Source organism: Desulfovibrio aminophilus DSM 12254 (assembly GCF_000422565.1).
Classification (GTDB): Bacteria; Desulfobacterota; Desulfovibrionia; order Desulfovibrionales; family Desulfovibrionaceae; genus Aminidesulfovibrio; species Aminidesulfovibrio aminophilus.
In genome coordinates, this window is record NZ_AUMA01000008.1 from 192,830 (window position 1) to 210,587 (window position 17,758).

At 64.9% G+C, this 17,758-nt stretch carries 13 protein-coding genes and 1 tRNA gene; 2 read left to right on the top strand and 12 right to left on the bottom strand.

Annotation, left to right across the window (positions count from 1 at the left end; translation table 11 throughout):
- Positions 1–24: 24 nt before the first annotated feature.
- Together H587_RS0106100 and H587_RS0106105 are read right to left on the bottom strand one after the other, a co-directional pair.
- On the bottom strand, positions 25–1,311 hold the full coding sequence (locus tag H587_RS0106100; RefSeq protein ID WP_027175509.1) for a DUF401 family protein: 1,287 nt from the start codon (positions 1,309–1,311) through the stop codon (positions 25–27).
- 1 nt (position 1,312) lies between these two features.
- Positions 1,313–2,257, bottom strand: coding sequence for a 4Fe-4S binding protein (locus H587_RS0106105; protein ID WP_051202487.1), 945 nt, complete (start codon positions 2,255–2,257; stop codon positions 1,313–1,315).
- Between the two features lie 104 nt (positions 2,258–2,361).
- Here H587_RS0106105 and H587_RS19585 point away from each other — a divergent pair, with 104 nt between their 5' ends.
- On the top strand, positions 2,362–2,778 hold the full coding sequence (locus H587_RS19585; protein WP_051202488.1) for a YidH family protein: 417 nt from the start codon (positions 2,362–2,364) through the stop codon (positions 2,776–2,778).
- A 1-nt stretch (position 2,779) separates the two neighbouring features.
- Here H587_RS19585 and typA read toward each other — a convergent pair whose 3' ends face one another.
- Positions 2,780–4,621 carry a translational GTPase TypA gene (typA, locus tag H587_RS0106115; protein ID WP_027175511.1) on the bottom strand — a complete coding sequence of 614 codons (1,842 nt, stop codon included), beginning with the start codon at positions 4,619–4,621 and terminating at the stop codon, positions 2,780–2,782.
- 216 nt (positions 4,622–4,837) lie between these two features.
- On the opposite strand from typA, the gene H587_RS0106120 reads away from it, so the two are divergent.
- Positions 4,838–5,644, top strand: coding sequence for a septal ring lytic transglycosylase RlpA family protein (locus H587_RS0106120; protein WP_027175512.1), 807 nt, complete (start codon positions 4,838–4,840; stop codon positions 5,642–5,644).
- 7 nt (positions 5,645–5,651) lie between these two features.
- Here the strand turns inward: H587_RS0106120 and H587_RS0106125 are convergent, their stop codons facing one another.
- The 9 genes from H587_RS0106125 to H587_RS0106165 form a co-directional block, all read right to left on the bottom strand.
- The gene (locus H587_RS0106125; RefSeq protein ID WP_051202489.1) at positions 5,652–6,929 is read right to left on the bottom strand and encodes an EAL and HDOD domain-containing protein; all 1,278 of its coding nucleotides are present in this window, start codon (positions 6,927–6,929) and stop codon (positions 5,652–5,654) included.
- A 130-nt stretch (positions 6,930–7,059) separates the two neighbouring features.
- Positions 7,060–7,458 carry a hypothetical protein gene (locus H587_RS0106130; protein WP_027175514.1) on the bottom strand — a complete coding sequence of 133 codons (399 nt, stop codon included), beginning with the start codon at positions 7,456–7,458 and terminating at the stop codon, positions 7,060–7,062.
- 89 nt (positions 7,459–7,547) lie between these two features.
- Positions 7,548–8,639 carry an HD-GYP domain-containing protein gene (locus H587_RS0106135; RefSeq protein WP_027175515.1) on the bottom strand — a complete coding sequence of 364 codons (1,092 nt, stop codon included), beginning with the start codon at positions 8,637–8,639 and terminating at the stop codon, positions 7,548–7,550.
- A gap of 1 nt (position 8,640) precedes the next feature.
- Positions 8,641–9,027: a response regulator gene (locus tag H587_RS0106140; protein ID WP_027175516.1), complete on the bottom strand. Its 387-nt coding sequence runs from the start codon at positions 9,025–9,027 to the stop codon at positions 8,641–8,643.
- A 2-nt stretch (positions 9,028–9,029) separates the two neighbouring features.
- Positions 9,030–11,240 (bottom strand): PAS domain-containing sensor histidine kinase, encoded by a 2,211-nt coding sequence (locus H587_RS19590; RefSeq protein ID WP_051202490.1) that lies wholly within the window; start codon positions 11,238–11,240, stop codon positions 9,030–9,032.
- Between the two features lie 163 nt (positions 11,241–11,403).
- Positions 11,404–12,222 carry a substrate-binding periplasmic protein gene (locus tag H587_RS0106150; protein WP_027175517.1) on the bottom strand — a complete coding sequence of 273 codons (819 nt, stop codon included), beginning with the start codon at positions 12,220–12,222 and terminating at the stop codon, positions 11,404–11,406.
- Positions 12,223–12,287: 65 nt separating this feature from the next.
- Entirely contained in the window at positions 12,288–15,965 is a 3,678-nt protein-coding gene (locus H587_RS19595) for a PAS domain S-box protein (protein WP_051202491.1), read from the bottom strand.
- A gap of 280 nt (positions 15,966–16,245) precedes the next feature.
- Positions 16,246–16,332: transfer RNA gene (locus H587_RS0106160), tRNA-Leu, on the bottom strand.
- Positions 16,333–16,396: 64 nt separating this feature from the next.
- Positions 16,397–17,692 (bottom strand): citrate synthase, encoded by a 1,296-nt coding sequence (locus H587_RS0106165; RefSeq protein WP_027175518.1) that lies wholly within the window; start codon positions 17,690–17,692, stop codon positions 16,397–16,399.
- Between the last annotated feature and the right edge of the window lie 66 nt (positions 17,693–17,758).

Genomic DNA, 17,758 nt, shown 5'->3' on the forward strand with positions numbered 1-17,758 from the left:
GGGAGGAGCCCCGCGACGGGGGGCTTACAGCCGGGTCAGGAGCAGGAAATAGAGGCCGCCGAAGCCCAGGAGCAGGGCGCAGGGCAGGATGAGACGGCGCCAGACTCCGCCGACGTCCGTCTTGAAGTACTGGCAGGTGAGCACGAGGCAGATGTGGATGGGCGAGGCCATGACGCCGGTGAAGCCCGCGAAGGTGGCCAGGACCACGTAGGGGATGAGCTGGTGCTGCAGCCCGAGCACGGGCAGAAGTCCCAGGAGCAGCGGGAAGGTGGAGCCCACGAAGGCCACGTTGATGCCCGCGATGAAACCCACCAGGAAGGGCAGGAACACGGCGGCCACGAACAGAGCCGCCGGACCGCCCGCCAGTTCGGCCATGCCGCGCACCGCGCCGGAGGCCGCCAGCTGGCCTTTGAAGACGAAGATGCCCGCGATGACGAGCATCATGCCGAGGAAGCTCTTTTTGGCCAGGGCCGAGACCATGAGTCGGGCGTCGGCGCGGTTCTGGACGGCGACGCAAGCCACCGCAGCGGCCAGGGCCGTGACCACGCCCAACTCGAAGGGGAGCCGGGGGGCCAGGGCGGAGATGGCCGCCTCCAATCCCAGCGCCCCGACGATGGCCACCAGCAGCGGCAGACCCAGGACGAGCAGCCTTCCGGCTCCCGGGCGTTCCGCCAGGGCCTCCGGGCGCGTTTCGGGCAAGGGCAGGACGCCCGGGCGGAGGTAGAAGATCCAGCCGAGGACGAGGCAACAGACCGCGCCCGGCGCGGTGAAGAAGATGAGCGTGGTGATCGGCAGCGCGGCGAGATTGGATGTCAGGATCAGGCCCGGGAAGAGCGGCCAGGCCATTTCCCAGAGGTGCCGGAACCAGTAGTTCACGAGCGCCTTGTGCTCGGCGTCGAGATTGAGCTTTTCGGCCACCCCGGCCACCATGGGCGCGGAGAAGATGGCCCCGCCGGGCATGGGCAGGAAGCCCACCAGGGCCGGGAACAGGCCCAGACGCAGCCGGTGGGAGCGGATTCTTCCGGCAAGGGCGTCCATCAGGCGGCGGGACTGCCCCGTGCGTTCCAGCAGGTCGGAGAGCACCAGGATGAGGGCCACGATGCCCGCCAGGAAGAGCGTCTCGGGGTCCACCAGGGCCCTGGCCGTGGCCGTGAACCATGCCCCGGGGGCCATGCCGAAGAGCGGGCCCAGGATCGCCGCGCCGCAGAGGATGGACAGACCCAGTGCGATCTTGAACCGGATGCAGACGAGCATGACGGCGAAGGCGGCCAGGACCTTGAGCAGGGGAAGGACGCCTGGGGAGAAATCCATCTCAGGCGTTCTCCAGGATTTTCTGCACTTCCAAGGGCGCGCCCTTTTCCGGGGCCGGCTCCAGGGAGAGGGCGGACTTGGCGCAGTGGCCCACGCAGACGCCGCAGCCCATGCAGCGCTTGACGTTCACCTTGCAGACCCCGTCGCGCACGCGCATGGCCTTGAACTGGCAGGATTTCAGGCACTGGCCGCAGCCCACGCAGGCGTCCGCGTCCACCCGGCAGAGGTAGCCCGAGGAGCAGAGCATGGGGATGCCGTGGGCCTGAGCCCGCATGGCCCCGCAACAACAGGCGCAGCAGTTGCAGATGGCGTAGAAGCGGCCGAGCATGGCGTCCTTGAAGAAGGCGTGGTGCACATGGCCCCGGGCGTCCTCCTCCTTGAGGATGCGCACGGCCTCTTCCGGGGTGATGGCCCGGGAGCGCTCGGGATTGTGCTCCAGGATGAAGGAGGCGAAGGGTTCCCCGACGATGAGGCAGACGTCCATAGGTAGGCAGGGGGTCTCGCTCATGGCGCGGCAGGGGCAGTCCAGGAGCGCGATGCGCTCGGGGTTCTTGAGCACGATGTCGCGGGCCAGGGCGTAGGGGATGACCTGTTCCTGGCCGCGCAACTCCACGCTTCGATTCACCGTCACGAGCCGCGTGGCCTCTTCCAACGGCAGGGCCTTGCCGTGGTAGGAGTCGGCGAATCCCGGGCGGCCGGTCTTCCCGGGCTTGAGCGGGCGGTGGCGCAGAAGGAGCAGGAGCAGGGGCGAGAGCAGGATCGCGGCCCACTTGCGCCGCCCGGTGGCCACGCCGATGTAGAGGTAGGGCCAGCGGGCGTAGACGTAGCCGTGCAGCAGTTCGCCCCAGGCCACGCCGTCGGCCCGTCCCTCCCGGAAGAAGGCCAGGGTCGAGGGCCGCAGCAGACGCGCAAGAAGACGTTGGGGAAGCGCCGTGGAGTCGCTCATGGGAGGCACCCTAGCACCCTCGAAGAACGTTGCAAACCGGCACTCCCGGCGAGGGGCTGGAGAAACCGGGACGTTGGTGTATGATCCGGGCCCGGAGGATCCGCATGAAGAGCGAGAAGGAAACCGCGTCGGACCAGGGCTGCCGGGACGAGCGCGACCGTCTGGCGCGCACCACCACCCATCTGGCCAACACCCGGACCTATCTGGCCTGGGTGCGAACGGCCATCGCCCTCATGGCCTTCGGCTTCGTGCTGGAGCGCGTGGACCTGCTGCTCTTCCTGGCCCCCGGCGGGGGGGCCCACCCGGCGAGCACGGAAAAGCTGGGCCTGGTGAGCCAGTTCTGCTTCGGAGCAGGAGCTCTGATCCTGCTGCTCTCGGCGGCCCGGACCCGTTCCATCGCCCTGCGCATCGGCTCGGACGGCACGAAGCTGCGCGGCTTGGCCGAGACGGTGATCCTGCTGGTGGTTCTGGCCCTGGCCCTCTACTTCGCGGCCAACGGCAAGACGCTGCTCGCGCTCTAGTCTACTTGCCCATCTCCTGCTTCTTCTTCTCGCCGCGCAGGGCGTGACGCTTCTGGGCCGGAAGCACGACCTTGCGCAGGCGGATGGACAGGGGCGTGACCTCCACGGCCTCGTCCTCCTTGATGAAATGCAGGGCCCGCTCCAGGGTCATGGGCTTCACCGGGGAGAGAATGACGTTTTCGTCCTTGTTCGCAGCGCGCAGGTTGGTGAGCTTTTTCTCCTTGCAGGCGTTCACGTCCAGGTCGTTGTCCCGGTTGTGTTCGCCCACGACCAGGCCCTCGTAGATCGGCTCGGTGGGGCTGACGAAGAGCTGCCCGCGCGGCTCCAGGTTGAACAGGGCGTAAGGCACCGCCACGCCGACCCGGTCGGCCACCAGGGAACCGGTGAAGCGCGAGGGGAAATCCCCCCGGAATTCGCCGTAGCCCTCCAGGTAGGAGTTCATGATGCCCGTGCCCTTGGTGTCGGTCAGGAACTCGTCGCGGTAGCCGATGAGGGCCCGCGAGGGCACGCTGAACTCGATGCGTACGCGGCCCCGGCCGTTGTTCACCAGGTTGGTCATCTTGCCCTTGCGGCCGGAGAGCTTTTCCGTGACCACGCCCAGGAAGGCCTCGTCGCAGTCCACGAAGAGCCGCTCGATGGGTTCCATGGTCTTGCCGTCCTTGATCTTGAGGATGACCTCTGGGCGGCCCACGGTGAGTTCGAAGCCTTCGCGACGCATGGTCTCGATGAGGATGGCCAGTTGGAACTCGCCGCGACCCTTGACGATGAAGCTGTCGCGGTCCTCGGAGTCCTCCACGCGGATGGCCACGTTCTTGAGCGACTCCTTCATGAGCCGTTCGCGGATCTTGTTGCTTTGGACGATCTTGCCCTCGCGGCCCGCCAGGGGCGAGGTGTTGATGGAGAAGCGCATGGACACGGTGGGCTCGTCCACGGTGATGCGCGGCAGGGCGCGCGGCGCGTCCTTGGTGCAGATGGTGTCGCCGATCTTCACGTCCTCGATGCCCGCCAGGACGACGATGTCGCCGGGGGTGGCCGTCTCGGCCGGGACGAGCTGCGGGCCCATGTAGGTTTGGAGTTTGAGCACCTTGAGCGGGGCCTGTTCGCCGCCCTCGCCCAGGCGCACGAGGCTCTCATTGGCGTGGACCCGGCCGTTGACCACCTTGCCCACGGCCAGCCGTCCCAGATAGTCGGAATAGCCCAGGTCGCAGACGAGCATCTGGAAGGGGGCCTCGGGGTCGAAGGCCGGGCCGGGGATGTGCTTGAGGATGAGCTGGAAGAGCGGGGAGAGATCCTTGCCCTGCTCGTCGAGTTCGCGCATGGCCACGCCCTGGCGGCCGATGGCGTAGAGCACGGGGAATTCCAGCTGGTTCTCGTCGGCGTCCAGGTCGATGAACAGGTCGTAGACCTCGTTGAGGACTTCATTGGCCCGCGCGTCGCTGCGGTCGATCTTGTTCACCACCACGATGATCGGCAGTCCGGCCTCCAGGGCCTTTTTGAGCACGAAACGGGTCTGCGGCAGGGGGCCTTCCGAGGCGTCGACCAGGAGGATCGCGCCGTCGGCCATGGCCAGGGAGCGTTCCACCTCGCCGCCGAAGTCGGCGTGGCCCGGAGTGTCGATGATGTTGATCTTCACGCCGTCATGCATCACCGAGCAGTTCTTGGCCGCGATGGTGATGCCGCGCTCACGCTCCAGGTCCATGGAGTCCATGACCCGCTCCACTACCTCCTGGTTCTCGCGGAACAGTCCGCTCTGGCGGAACAGGGCGTCCACCAGGGTGGTCTTGCCGTGGTCGACGTGGGCGATGATGGCGACATTGCGCAGGGAATCGTTTCGTGTTTTCATGGGATTGCCGGGGATAAAGGTTGCGCGGGAATTTTGACGCCGGGGATCGCTCCGGCGGAGGCGCTTATAAGACACGCCCTCTCCGGTTGCAAGTGAAAATCCGCATGATTCCTCGCTCCAAGGCCTGGGAACGATGAAATGGCGAGAAGCTTCAAAGGGTTTGGCATGGCTGCTGCATGGACGAGATCAAGACCGATTTCCAGGGAGGGAGCGGCCATGCAACACATTCGTTTCATCTTTCTGGCTCTGGCGCTGACGGCACTGGGTGGTTGCGCCCTGCTGCCCTCGTCCATTCCTTCGAATTCCTACCGGCAGCCCGCCCGGCCCGTGACCGACAGTCACAACGTGGAGCGCTGGCAGGAGCAGTACGACCCCAAGACCCAACCCTACACCGTGCTCGGGCGTACCTACTATCCGTTGCCGGATGCCCAGGGCTACGACGAGGTGGGCGTGGCCTCCTGGTACGGCGACGACTTCCACGGCAAGAAGACCGCCAGCGGCGACATCTACGACATGTACGCGGTGTCCGCCGCGCACAAGACCCTGCCCCTGGGCACCGTGGTGCGTGTGACCAACCTGCACAACGGCCGCCAGGTGGACCTCCTGGTCAACGACCGCGGCCCCTTCGTGGACGGCCGGGTCATCGACCTCTCCTACGGCGCGGCCAAGCAGCTCGGCTCGGCCCGTCAGGGCATCGCCAAGGTGCGGGTCACGGCCATCGGCAGCTACTCCGCCCCGTCCTCCTACCTGGCCGGCAACAGCCGTCGGGCTCCGGCGCGGAGCGCCGAGTCGGCCCAGGGCTACTACATCCAGGTGGGCACCTTCGCGGTGGAGGAGAACGCCTACCGCCTGCGTGAACGCCTGGTCGGCTCCGGCTTCTCGGGCACCCGGGTGCGGACCATCATGCGTGGCGGCCGCGAGGTCTACCTCGTCCAGGCCGGAGCCTTCCGCGACATGGAGCAAGCCCGCGTGGCGCTCAACCGGCTGCGTTCCGAGTTCCCCGGCAGCTACATCGATTCCTGAGCGCGGCTCAGGCCGAGGCGGAAGCGGAAGTCAGGGTCTGGAACGTCCAGGCCTGGGCCTCCGCCTGACGTCGCGCCGTATCCGCACCCTCCAGTCCCAGGCGGCTGAGCAGATCCTCGGCCGTGCCCCAGTCCCCCGCCTCCAGGCTCGCGGCCATGTCCAGCCAGGACCGCGGCGGGTTGGGCTTGCCGAGCAGGGCGTCCGCGATCTCATCGTCCAGCGGCATGCCCGCGATGATCCGGGCCATTTCCATGCCCAGCAGGGCGTCCAGCCGGGAGAGCAGGCCCAGGAGGAACATGGAGTCGGGCGGCCGGGGAGAGCGTCTGGACTGTTCCGCGAGCGTCTCCAGAAGCCGGGCGCGCTGCACGGAGTTGGCGCAGATTTCCTTGGCCTTGGGGGTGGGCGAGAGATCCGAGAGGATCACGGCCATGAGCCAATGCCGTAGGGGGCGCTGGCCCAGGGCGGCGATGGCCTGGCCGATGGAGGATATCTTGAAGGGACGCGAGAAGTAGGCCGAATTGATGAACTGGAGCAGGCGGTAGCTCAGGGCCGCGTCGCTGGAGATGATCTTGGACAGGGCCGCGGTCTCGTAGTCCTCCTTGCTCAGTTCGGAGAGCAGTTTGACCCGGGAGGCCGCGGCTCCGGATACCTTGCGCCCGGAAAGGGTCTCCGGCCTGCTGAAATAGAATCCCTGGAACAGGGCGTAGCCCAGGCCCTTGACCAGGGCGTGGGTCTCGGCGTCCTCGACCTTTTCGGCCAGAAGCTTGCGGCCTTCGCGCGAGAGTCGCCGGGTGAGGGTTTCGATTTCGGCCCGGCCCTTGCCCCTGAGGTCCACCTTGATGATGTCGGCCAGGGCCAGGAACGGCTCCATGGCCGTCTCGCCGAAGTAGTCGTCCAGGGCCAGGACGTAGCCCGCCTCCTTGAGCTTGCCGCAGGCCGTCAGGATCGCCGAAGTGGGGGGCACGTCCTCCAGGATTTCCACCACGCATTGTTCCCTGGGCAGGGCGTAGGCCGCGCCTTCAAGCAGGAGGGCTTCCGGAAAGTTGATGAACAGCATGCAGGCCGGCGGCAGCCCGGCCTGGGCCAGGATGAAGCCGTCGGCCACCATCTTGGAGGTGGCCACGCTGGACTCGGAAAAAGCCGCGCTGGTGGCCTCGGCGCTGTGCCGGAAAAGCAACTCGTAGCCCCAGAGCCGCTCGGCCCGGTCGAAGATGGGCTGTCGGGCCACGAATACCGGCTCGATCTGGGGTTGCTCCTGCTGGGGCTGGATCGCGGGCTGCGTCACGAGAACTCCCGTCGGGTTTGAGGCCATTGTACCGTGAACGGGAGGGATTTCAACGGGAAATAGCCGAATCCGGCGGAAGCTGGGAAGCGAGGAAAGCCGGGACTTTCGGGGAGGGCTGAAGCGGGGAGGCCTAATTCCGTCGTTCCAGCCAGTAGTTCATGCGGGCCTTCGGCTTTTCCACCAATCCCCGGCAGATTTCCTTGTAGCGGTCCTTGATGGGCGCGAGGGCATTGCAGTCTTGACGGATTTCCCGGGCCATGCCGGCCTCGGCGTCCTCAACGGCCCGGTCGTTTTCCTCTCCCAGTTCCCGGGCCTGCCCCGCCAGTTTGCGGCTGATGCTCCGGTATCGTTCGGCCAGATCCTTGTCCAGGGGGCGCGTGGCCTCCAGGCAGTTGGCGATGACGTCGTAATAGGCCGCGCACTCCACGCATTCTCCGGCCATGTGGCGGCGGGCGGTGGGTTCGTCGAAGGCGCGGGCGGCCGTGGCGAGGGTCAGGACAAGGCTCAGCGTGAGGATGATCCGGGACATGCGCTCCCCCGATGGTGCGTTGCGGACGTTCGTTGCGCGGCAACGCTTGTAGCCTGCCTTGCGTCCGGATGCAATCGCCGGGGGCGGGATCAATCCTTCCAGCGTTCGCGGATCGCGCTGATATCCAGGATATTCGCGAAAAAAGCCTCCACCACGGCGGGATCGAACTGGCTGCCGGAGCCGGAGCGGATGATCTCCCGGCATTTTTCTTCCGGAAAGGCCTCCTTGTAGGGCCGGTCGCTGCCCAGGGCGTCGTAGACGTCCACCACGGCCACGATGCGGGCCATGAGCGGAATGTCCTCGCCTTGAAGTCCGAAGGGATAGCCCCGGCCGTCCCATCGTTCGTGGTGGCAGAGGGCCAGCATGCGGGCCAGCCGCAGGAGTTCGTTGCCGCCGCTGTCGAGCACGTGGTCCAGGTCGGCGCAGACCTTGCGGGCCTCGTCCTTGCTGGTCAGGGGGCCGAGGATTTCGCAACCGTAGGTGCAGTGGCGGCGCATGACCTCCCATTCGGCCTCTTCGAGCTTGCCCGGCTTGAGGAGGATGCCGTCCGGGATGCCGATCTTGCCCACGTCGTGCAGCGGCGCGCATTCCCGCAGCATCTCGCACTGGCTTTCCGACAGACCCATGGCCCGTCCCAGCAGTGCGCTGATTTCTCCGACGCGGATGACGTGGTGGCCGGTCTCGTTGTCCTTGTATTCGGCGGCGCGGCTCAGGCGCTGCATGATCTGGCGTCTGGCGGACTCCAGCTCCCGGGTGCGTTCGCGCACGAGATATTCGAGATTCTCCTGATATTCACGGTTTTCCCGGATCAACCTCGCCCGTTCGAAGACCTTGTCCAGGGTGTAATCCAGGATGTTCAGGTTGTGCAGCGGTTTGGTGATGAAATCCCAGGCTCCCTGGCGCATGGCGCGCAGTGCGTCCTCCACCACGCCCACGCCGGAGAGCACCACGATCGGGATTTCCGGGGCCGTCTGCACGGCGTGGCCGATGAAGGAGTAGCCGTCCATGACAGGCATGTTCAGGTCCACGACCACGGCCTCCACCGTGCTCAGGTTGGCCGTGAGCGTTTCCAGGCCCGCTTGGCCGTTTTCCGCCTCCAACGTCTCGTAGTCCAGGTCTTCCAGATGGGCGGCCAGGGAGCGGCGCAGTCCGGCCTCGTCGTCGATGATGAGGATGGCCATGTCATTCGCCCCCTTCCATGATTTCGCGGACCCGCCCCAGGATGCGTTCCACGTCGCTCGGCTTGAAAAAGACGTCTTTTTCCGTGATGCCCAGGCGGCGCAATCCTTCGGACAGGCTCAGGTCCACGGAACCGGTATGCACCAGAAAGTGGCGGCAGAGACGCCGTTCCCCGGCGGCGAGGATGAACGCCTCGCCGTTCATGCCCGGCAGGCGCATGTCCACCACGCAAAGGTCAGCGGGCTCCTCGGCCAACGCCTGCAAGGCCGCCTCTCCCGACTCGGTCGCGACCAAGCGGAATTCTCCGTAATCCTCGAAGTATTCCAGCAGCAGGCGACGGATGCGTTCCTCGTCATCCACGATGAGCACTCTGGGAAGCTGGTCGTTCATCTTCACGCCTCCTCGGCGGGCAGGTCGATGACGAAACGGGAGCCGGAGCCCGGCTTGGACTCGATGCGCATGGCGCCGCCGTGGCCCTTGGTCACGATGAAGTAGGACACCGAGAGGCCGAGACCCGTGCCCACGCCGGGCGCCTTGGTGGTGAAGAAGGGCTCGAATGCGCGGCGTTGCACCTCGGGGGGCATGCCGGGCCCGTTGTCCTCCACCTCGATGCGCAGGCTTCCGGGACGCCTGCTCAGGCGGATGGCGATGCGCGGCTCCTCGACGGGAGGGCGGGCCTCGGCCATGGCCTGGGCCGCGTTGCGCAGGAGGTTCAGGAGCACCTGCTCGATCTCGGTTTCGGTGCAATGGACGGCCGGAATGTCCGCCGCGTATTCCCGATCGATCCGGATGCGCTTGAAGTCGTAGCTTTTCTTCAGATCGTAGTCGCTTTGGGCCAGGGCCAGGGCCTTGTCCGCGATGGCGGCCAAGTCGCAGATCCTGCGCTTGGACTCGCTGCGGCGGCTGAAGTCGAGCATGTGCCGGATGATGGCCGAGGCTCTCAGGGCCGCCGACTGGATGTCTTCGAGGAAGACGTCCAGCTTGCGCATGCGCATGTAGCTGGCCACAAGTTCCAGATCCAGACCGATGGCCTGAGCCGCCTCCTGGTTCTTGACGAAGTCGGGCCGCGTCCTCTGAACGAGGTTCTGGGCGGCCTGGAGCACGATGCCGAGCGGATTGTTGATCTCGTGGGCGATGCCCGCCGCGATGCCGCCCACGGAGAGCATCTTCTCGGTCTGAATCATCATCTCCTGCATCTTCTTGGTCTCGGTGATGTCGCGGAATACGGTCAGGATGTGCGGCCGGCCGTCGAGGAGCAGAACCTGGCAGGACAGGGAGCAGCCGAGCGGCGCTCCGTCCTTGCGCCTGGCTTCGATTTCCAGATTCTCCACCTGGCCGCCGTCCCGCAGCGTTCCGAAGATCGCATCCCGGACCGCGGCGTTCTGGTAGAGGCCGAGTTCGCCGGTGGTTCGCCCCACCGCTTCGGTGTGCGTGAAGCCGAACATGCGGCTGAAGGCGTCATTGACGTCCAGCACCTGTTCGGTGGCCAAGTGGACCACGATGATGGCGTCCGGTGAGAGCCGGAAAAGCCGGGCGAACTTTTCTTCGGATTGGCGCAGGAGTTCCTCGGCCTGTTTGCGTTCGGAGATGTCGGCGTGGGTGCCGACCATCCGACTGGCGCGGCCTTCGGCGTCGCGCTCCACCACCCGGCCCCTGGAGAGAATCCAACGCCAATTTCCGTTTTTCTCGCGCTGGCGGAATTCGATTTCGTAGGGGGCGCCGTCCTCGAGGCAGGCGGCCAGGGCGGTCTCGGCCCGTTCACGGTCGTCGGGGTGAAGCATCCCGCGCCAGGAGTCCAGGGTGGCCGTAAACTCTCTCGGTTCATAACCGAGCATGGTGTAATAGCGGGGACTGTAGAAGGCCGTCCCGCTGGGGATGTCCAAGTCCCACAGCCCGTCGTTGGCCGCGTCCAGGGCCAGGGAGAAACGCTCCTCGCTTTTCCGCAGGCTTTCCATCTGTTCCCGTATGGTCCGTCCCATATCCAGGAGCAGGCTCACCAACGGGGCGAATTCGGCATGGCGGATGGGCGGTGGGGAGGGGGAAAAATCACCGGCCGCGTAAGCTCCGACAAGTCCATCCAAGGCGGCGAAGGGCTTGCGCAGGAGCGGCCTGAAGAGCACGACCTGGAGCAGGAACTGGAGCGTGATGGTCAGGGCCACCAGGCCGGCCCCGGCTCCGGCCATGGCCCAGAGCGCCTCACGGCGGGGAGTGTCGTTCAGGCCCAGGCGTACCGTGCCGATGACCTGGCCGTCGTGGATCACTTGCCCGAAACGTTCCAGAAGCAATTTCTCGCCCTTGGCGTGGCGGTAGATGGGTTCCCCGCGCGCGCCCAGAATCTCCACCAGCCCGACCACCTTGTCCTGGGCCAGGGCCTGACCCACGGCCCGCGCGGCGTCGAAGTCCAGCGACCAGAGCGGCACGGCAAGTGATTCGGACAGGAACGCGGCGGAACGCCGGGCCTGCTCCTCCATCTGCGCGTCGATCCGCTGCATGATGACCAGCAGGCCGGTTCCGAGGACCAGCAGGATCAGGACCACCGAGGTCATGGCCACCGAAAGGGAAAGACGTCCCGCCAGGGATCGCGGCGTGAGGGATGGCTTCATCCTGCCGGCTCTCCCCGCTGTCGTTTCCGTTGAGCGCCGGACGCTTCATCATCGAAGCATTTTGGGGAGACATTGAATCTGTCCGTACGGGCGGAACGAACAGCGGACGCATCTCCCATGCGTTGAGAGGAAGGTCTGTCGGCTCGTGCGCTCCGGCGAGAGGTCATGGCTTCGTCCTCCGCATGTACTCCTGGAAAATAGTCTGGGCGCGGCCGTCGCTCTGCAGACTTCGCACGGCCTCGCCCACGCGGCGCAACACTTCCGGGGGCGTGCCGGGATGGGCCGCGAGGTAATAGTCCCCCGCCCTTTGGGAGGGACTGTTTTGAACCACGGTATCCTCTTTCCCGGCATCCTTCAGCAGGGTGCCGAACACCAGGACATCGCCCAGGAAGAAGTCCGAGCGTCCCAATTCCAGGTGCTCGATGACCGCCTGCTTGTTCTGGTCCGGGAACAAGGTGACGTTGGCCTCGGGCACACCCCACTGGCGCAGGATTTCGGCGGTGAAATATCCCCGTATGGCGGCCACCCGGTAGCCGGCCAGATTCCCCCTCCCAACTTCGGCGAGTTCGCCGCGCGACCGCAGCCGGAAGAGGACCAGTTCGGCGGGGGCCAACGGCGCCACCCAGGCGAAACGGTGTTCTCGTTCCGGTGTCCGGGCCAGGCAGAAGATGAACACTCCGGGTTCCGTTTGGCTCCGCTCCACGGCCCTGTTCCAGGGCAGGAGTTCCAGCGTATGCGCGATTCCGGCGGAGTTGAGGGCCTCGGTCACGATGTCCGCGGCGATGCCGCGTATTTTCCCGTCTTCTTTGTAGCTGAACGGCTTCATCTGCTCGGTGACGAAGACGAGGTTTTGCTTGGCTGTGGAAGAGTTGCCGAAGGGGAGCGCCTCCGCGGTCGAGAGCAGCATCGCGGCGAGGAGAGCCCATAGGAAGATGGCAGGTCGGCCTGTCATGAGGGCATGATACTGAAAACGTCCACGCATGGAACGCGCTCCTGCGAAAAAAATAACATTGGTCGGGGATTTCCTTGCCCGGTTCATCTTGCGCCTCATTGCGTCGTGTCGCCGCCGCGCCGCGCCGCGTCGGTGGGCAGTTCGATGATGAACGAGGTGCCGACGCCCGGCGTCGAAACGACCTTCATGCGTCCGCCGTGGCTCTTGGTCACGATGAAGTAGGACACCGAGAGGCCGAGGCCCGTGCCCACTCCCGGAGCCTTGGTGGTGAAGAATGGTTCGAAGATGCGTCGCTGTATCTCGGGCGGTATGCCCGGGCCGTTGTCCTCGACCTCGATGCGAACGCCGGATGGAGAGCCCTTGACGCGCACGGCGATGCGCGGGGCCTCCCGGGGATGTTCCGCTTCCGCCATGGCTTGGGCCGAGTTGCGCAACAGGTTCAGAAGCACCTGTTCGATCTCCGTTTCGGTGCAGTTGATGGTCGGGAGGTCGTCATCCATGTCGACTTCCACGTTTATGTTTTTGAAATCGTAACTTTTTTTGAGATCGTAATCGCTTTGGGCCAAGCTCAGAGCCTTTTCGACGATTTCGTCCAGGTGACAGACCTTGCGTTTGGATTCGCTGCGGCGGCTGAAGTCGAGCATGTGTCGGATGATGGCCGAGGCCCGTTGCGCGGCGAACCGGATATCCTCGAGAAAGACATCAAGCTTGCGGGCCCGCATGTATTCGGCCAGTCGTTCCATATCGATGCCGACGTCCCGGGCCGCCTCCAGGTTCTTGGGAAAGTCGGGGCGCATCCGCTGGCTGAGGTTTTGGGTCGCCTGGAGCACGATGCCCAGGGGGTTGTTGATCTCGTGGGCGATGCCCGCCGCGATGCCTCCCACCGAGATCATCTTTTCTGTCTGGATCATCATCTCCTGCATCCGCTTGATTTCGGTGACGTCGCGCATCACGGCCATGATGTACGGCTGGTCGTTGATGGCCAACACCTGACAGGAAATGGAGCAGAGCACCGGGGAATCGTCCTTGCGCTTGAGTTCGAACTCGTAATCCTTCACGTGGTCGCTGGTGTGCAGACGCTCATAGAGTCGTTCGCGCGCGGCGGGATCACGGTAGAGCCGAAGTTCCAGGGCATCCAGTCCCAGGGCTTCCTCCCGGGAGTACCCGGTGAGATGGACGAAGGCGTCGTTGACGTCCGCCAGGCGTCCGCTGTCCAGATGCACGAGCATGATGCTGTCGGGCGAGAGCCGAAAGAGCCGGGAAAATTTTTCTTCGCTGGCCCGGAGGGCCTCCTCGGCCCGCTTGCGTTCGGTGATGTCCTCGATGGTGCCGTCCAGGAAGGCCGGGTGGGCCTCCGCGTCGAATTGCAGCGAGGCGTTGATGATGGCGTAGAATGGTGAGCCGTCCTTGCGCTTGAACTCGATCTCCAAGCTCGCGCCGCTGGGGGTGGCGAGGACCGCATCCAACAGGCGCTTGCGCATGGCCGCGCTGGGGTAGAGGTCGCGGGCCAGATCGTGGACCGAATCGAGGAGTTCGTCGCGGTCGGCGTAGCCGAGCATGTGCGCCAGTGTCGGGTTGACCTCCACGAAGCGGCCCTGGAAGGTGGTGCGGAAAATGCCGATGGGCGCATTGTTGAAGATGGCCTTGTATCTCTCCTCGCTGGCCCGGAGGGCCTGCTCGGCTCGCTTTTTGTCGGTCACGTCCACGGTCATGGACAGGGCGCAGCGTTCGCCGTCCACGGTGATGGGCACCGCGGAGTAGATGATGTGCCCGACGCCGCCGTCCTGCAGACGAACAGCGGCTTCGATGTTGTGGACCCCTTTGGATTCGTTGAGTCGGCGTCGGATTTCGGATTCGTCCTCCGAGGACGACACCAGAAGATCATATGGCTTGAGGGTCAGGGCTTCCGCCTTGGTCAGGCGGTTTTTTTCCAGGAAGGCGTTGTTCACGTCCAGGTATGCGCCGTCGTTCAGGCGGTTGATGGCGATGGAGTATGGCGCGTTCTCGAAAATGCTCCGGAAGCGGCGTTCGCTCTCGGTCACGGCGTCCTGGGCCCGCCGCATCTCGGTGATGTCGCGGCTCTCGCAGATGAACTGGCGGACGGCGCCGGTTTCGTCCGTGAATGGCGAGATCGAGAAGTCGATGATGTGCTCCTCGCCGTCGTGCCCCCGGTGTCGGACCTCGCGCCGGAAGACTTCTCCCCGCAAGCTTTTGCGCATGCCCTCCCGGCAGATGGCCTCGGCCTCGCTTGGATCGGGCCACCATGCCCCTGCCCAGAAGGGGACGCCCAGGAGGGCGCTGGGGGGAATGTTGATGAAATCCGAGGCGGTCCTGTTCAGGTTGAGGATGCGGCCTTGCGAATCCAGCAGGGCGATGAGCGCGAACGTCTGGTCCAGGATGGCCTGGGAAAGGGCTTCGGACTTGCGGCGGGCCTCCTGGGCCTCCTTGAGTTTGTGGATGTCCAGGTTCAGGCCGATGAGCCGCGTGGGACGCCCCTCGGCATCCCACTCCACGGCCCGGCCCTTGCCGAGCACCCAGCGCCAGCCGCCGTCCTGGGTGCTCATGCGGAATTCGGCCTCGTATTCCCCGTGGCCGCCCTGGGCGATATATTCCTGGAGGACATGGTTCACTCCGGCCACGTCGTCGGGATGGGCGAATGCGGCCCAGCCTTCGAACGTCTGGGGGGCGCAGCCCTCGCCATAGCCGAGCATGGTGCACCATTGGGGGCTGTAATACGCCTTGCCCGTGGCCGGGAAAAAATCCCAGATGCCCGCGTTGGTGGCGGTGAGCGCCAGCTCCAGGCGTTTGCTCTTGTCCAGGAGTTCCTCTTCGATCCTGTTCAGGTTGGCCACCTTCTCCCGCAGGCGGCGCTTGAGCAGCCAGCTCACGAGTCCCAGGGACAGGAGCAGCGCCAGGAGGAAGCCCGCGCCGACCTTGACTTGGCGGACCTGGTCGGGGTTGAGGACGCCGGGCTGCTCCAGACGGATCCATTTCTGGACGACTGCGTCGATGTCTTCCCGCGGCACGGCGGAAAGGGCCTTCTGCATGGCGCTGAACAGCAGGGGATATTTCTTGCTCACGGCGAAACTGATCGGATAGGTCAGTTCCGTGGTTCCGGCCACGCGCAGGTTGGGCAGTTTTTCCTGGTCGATGTAGTAGGCCGCCACGGCCAGGTTCTCAACCAGGGCGTCGACCACGCCGAAGGACACGTCCCGCAACGCCTCTTGGACGTTATTCTTCAGGACGATCTCGAAACTTCCTGTGTAGTGGTCGCGCAGGAAGCCCTCGGAGACGTACCCCTTGACCACAGCCACCCGCATGCCCTTGAAGTCGTCGAGTGTCCGGGCTCCGCTCTTCTCCCTGGTGGTGATGATGACCACCGGGATGTCGATGTAGGGGGCGCTGAACAGGGCGTAGCGTTCGCGTTCCGGGTTCCGCACGATGACCGGGGCGATGGCCGACTCGCCGCTCTCCAGGGACTTGAGCTGGGCGTTCCAGTCTCGTGAGGGAATCATGCGGAAGGTCACTCCGAGTTCATCGGCGATCAGGCGCATCACGTCCGCGCCCAGGCCTTCGAATTCCCCGGACAGTCCCTGGAATTCGATGGGCGGGAAGTTGCCGTCATACCAGAGGGCCAGATTGCCGCGATTGGCGTCCAGCCATTCGGTTTCGGCCTGGGTGAGTTCCACGCCGGAACGGGCGTGGCCTGGGAAGGAGAGGAGCAGAAGCAGGGGCAGCAGCAGGATCGGAAGGAAACGTCTCCCTGTCGGCATACCTTGCGTCCCTCCCCCCGTACCCGAGTTGCGCGGTGCCGCCGTTGCGCATGTTGGAACGCGCTCCATCAGTCTCCCGACAGCGAAGCCTCGTTCTGTGTTCATGGAAAACATCTTCATACATTTTAACGATGAATGAGAATGAGGAGGCTGTCAAGGAGGCCTGAGGCGATAGGCGGGGAAGTACGCGGGAAAGGAACGGAGATGCAGCGGCCGACCAATGCCGATGCTTGAAGAAACGAAAAGGGCCCCGGCTTTCGCCGGGGCCCTTTTCGTTCGATGGTGCCGAAGGGGAGACTCGAACTCCCACGGGGGAACCCCCACTAGACCCTGAACCTAGCGTGTCTACCAATTCCACCACTTCGGCACTCGGGAGGAGAGACGTATAGCCAGACCAGCCCCGCTTGGCAAGCTTTTTTTTCGACTTTTCTTCAACCGTCGATGATTCCCCTCTCTTCCATGGGGATGTAATCCCGCTTGGGCTCGCCGATATAGATCTGGCGCGGCCGATGGATGCGCAGGGTCGGGTTCTGATGGTCCTCGTACCAGTGGGCGATCCAGCCGGGCATGCGGCCGATGGCGAACATCACCGGGAACATGTTCACCGGGATGTTCAGGGCGCGCAGGATGAGGCCGGAGTAAAAGTCCACGTTGGGATACAGCTTGCGCTCGGCGAAATAGTCGTCGGCCATGGCCGCGGCGGCAAGGTTCAGGGCGATGTCCAGCAGCTCGTCATGCCGGCCCATCTTCTCCAGCAGCTCGTGGGCGGCCTGCTTGAGGATCTTGGCCCGGGGGTCGTAGTTCTTGTAGATGCGGTGGCCGAAGCCCATGAGCCGCATCTCGCGGTTCTTGACCTTCTCGATGACCGTGGGGATGGACATCTGGCCGTCGCGGATGCGGTGGAGCATGCGGATCACGCCCGCGTTGGCCCCACCGTGCAGACGGCCCCAAAGGGCGCAGATTCCGGCCGAAACCGAGGCGAAGAGGCTTGCCTGGGTGGAACCCACCATGCGCACCGTGGAGCAGGAACAGTTCTGCTCGTGGTCCGCGTGCAGGATGAAGAACAGGGTCAGGGCCCGCACGGCTTCCTGCGAGGGCTCGTGGAACCTGTTCGGGATCGAGAACATCATGTGCAGGAAGTTGCGGCAGTAGCTCAGGGCCGGGTTCGGATACATGAACGGCAGTCCCTTGGACTTGCGGTAGGCCCAGGCCGCGATGGTGCGCACCTTGCTGATGATCTTGGCCGCCGCCATGGTGAACTCTTCCTCGTTCTCGATGTCCACCAGTTCGGGGTGGTAGCAGCCCAGGGAGTTGATTACGGCCGAGAGGATGGCCATGGGATCGCCCTTGGAGGGGAAGCCCTCGAAGTGGTGGCGCAGACCCTCGTGCAGGAGCTCTTGTCCCCCCAGCAGCTCCCGAAAACAGGAGCGTTCTTCCTTGCTCGGCAGGTGGCCGAAGATGAGCAGCATGGCCGTCTCGATGAACGAGCCTTGGGCCGCGATCTGCTCAATGGGGTAGCCTCGGTAGCGCAGGATGCCTTTTTCGCCGTCCACGAAGGTGATGGCGCTGCGGCACGATCCGGTGTTGGCGAAACCCGGGTCGTAGGTGATGCAGCCGGAAAGACTCCGCAGTTGGGTGATGTCGATGGCCCGCTCCCCCTCGCTGCCCTCGAACATGGGCAGTTCGTATACGGTGCCGTCGATGGTCAGATAAGCGATCTTCGTCATACGGCGCATCCTTGATCCGTCAGGATTTCTTGCACGTCACGTTCCGCGCCGCCAAACGAAATTCGG

Excerpts from the sequence above, each read along its gene's own strand:
- H587_RS0106100 (WP_027175509.1), bottom strand. The coding sequence starts at position 1,311 with ATGGATTTCTCCCCAGGCGTCCTTCCCCTGCTCAAGGTCCTGGCCGCC.
- H587_RS0106105 (WP_051202487.1), bottom strand. The coding sequence starts at position 2,257 with ATGAGCGACTCCACGGCGCTTCCCCAACGTCTTCTTGCGCGTCTGCTG.
- H587_RS19585 (WP_051202488.1), top strand. The coding sequence starts at position 2,362 with ATGAAGAGCGAGAAGGAAACCGCGTCGGACCAGGGCTGCCGGGACGAG.
- typA (WP_027175511.1), bottom strand. The coding sequence starts at position 4,621 with ATGAAAACACGAAACGATTCCCTGCGCAATGTCGCCATCATCGCCCAC.
- H587_RS0106120 (WP_027175512.1), top strand. The coding sequence starts at position 4,838 with ATGCAACACATTCGTTTCATCTTTCTGGCTCTGGCGCTGACGGCACTG.
- H587_RS0106130 (WP_027175514.1), bottom strand. The coding sequence starts at position 7,458 with ATGTCCCGGATCATCCTCACGCTGAGCCTTGTCCTGACCCTCGCCACG.
- H587_RS0106135 (WP_027175515.1), bottom strand. The coding sequence starts at position 8,639 with ATGGCCATCCTCATCATCGACGACGAGGCCGGACTGCGCCGCTCCCTG.
- H587_RS0106140 (WP_027175516.1), bottom strand. The coding sequence starts at position 9,027 with ATGAACGACCAGCTTCCCAGAGTGCTCATCGTGGATGACGAGGAACGC.
- H587_RS19590 (WP_051202490.1), bottom strand. The coding sequence starts at position 11,240 with ATGAAGCCATCCCTCACGCCGCGATCCCTGGCGGGACGTCTTTCCCTT.
- H587_RS0106150 (WP_027175517.1), bottom strand. The coding sequence starts at position 12,222 with ATGCGTGGACGTTTTCAGTATCATGCCCTCATGACAGGCCGACCTGCC.
- H587_RS19595 (WP_051202491.1), bottom strand. The coding sequence starts at position 15,965 with ATGCCGACAGGGAGACGTTTCCTTCCGATCCTGCTGCTGCCCCTGCTT.
- H587_RS0106165 (WP_027175518.1), bottom strand. The coding sequence starts at position 17,692 with ATGACGAAGATCGCTTATCTGACCATCGACGGCACCGTATACGAACTG.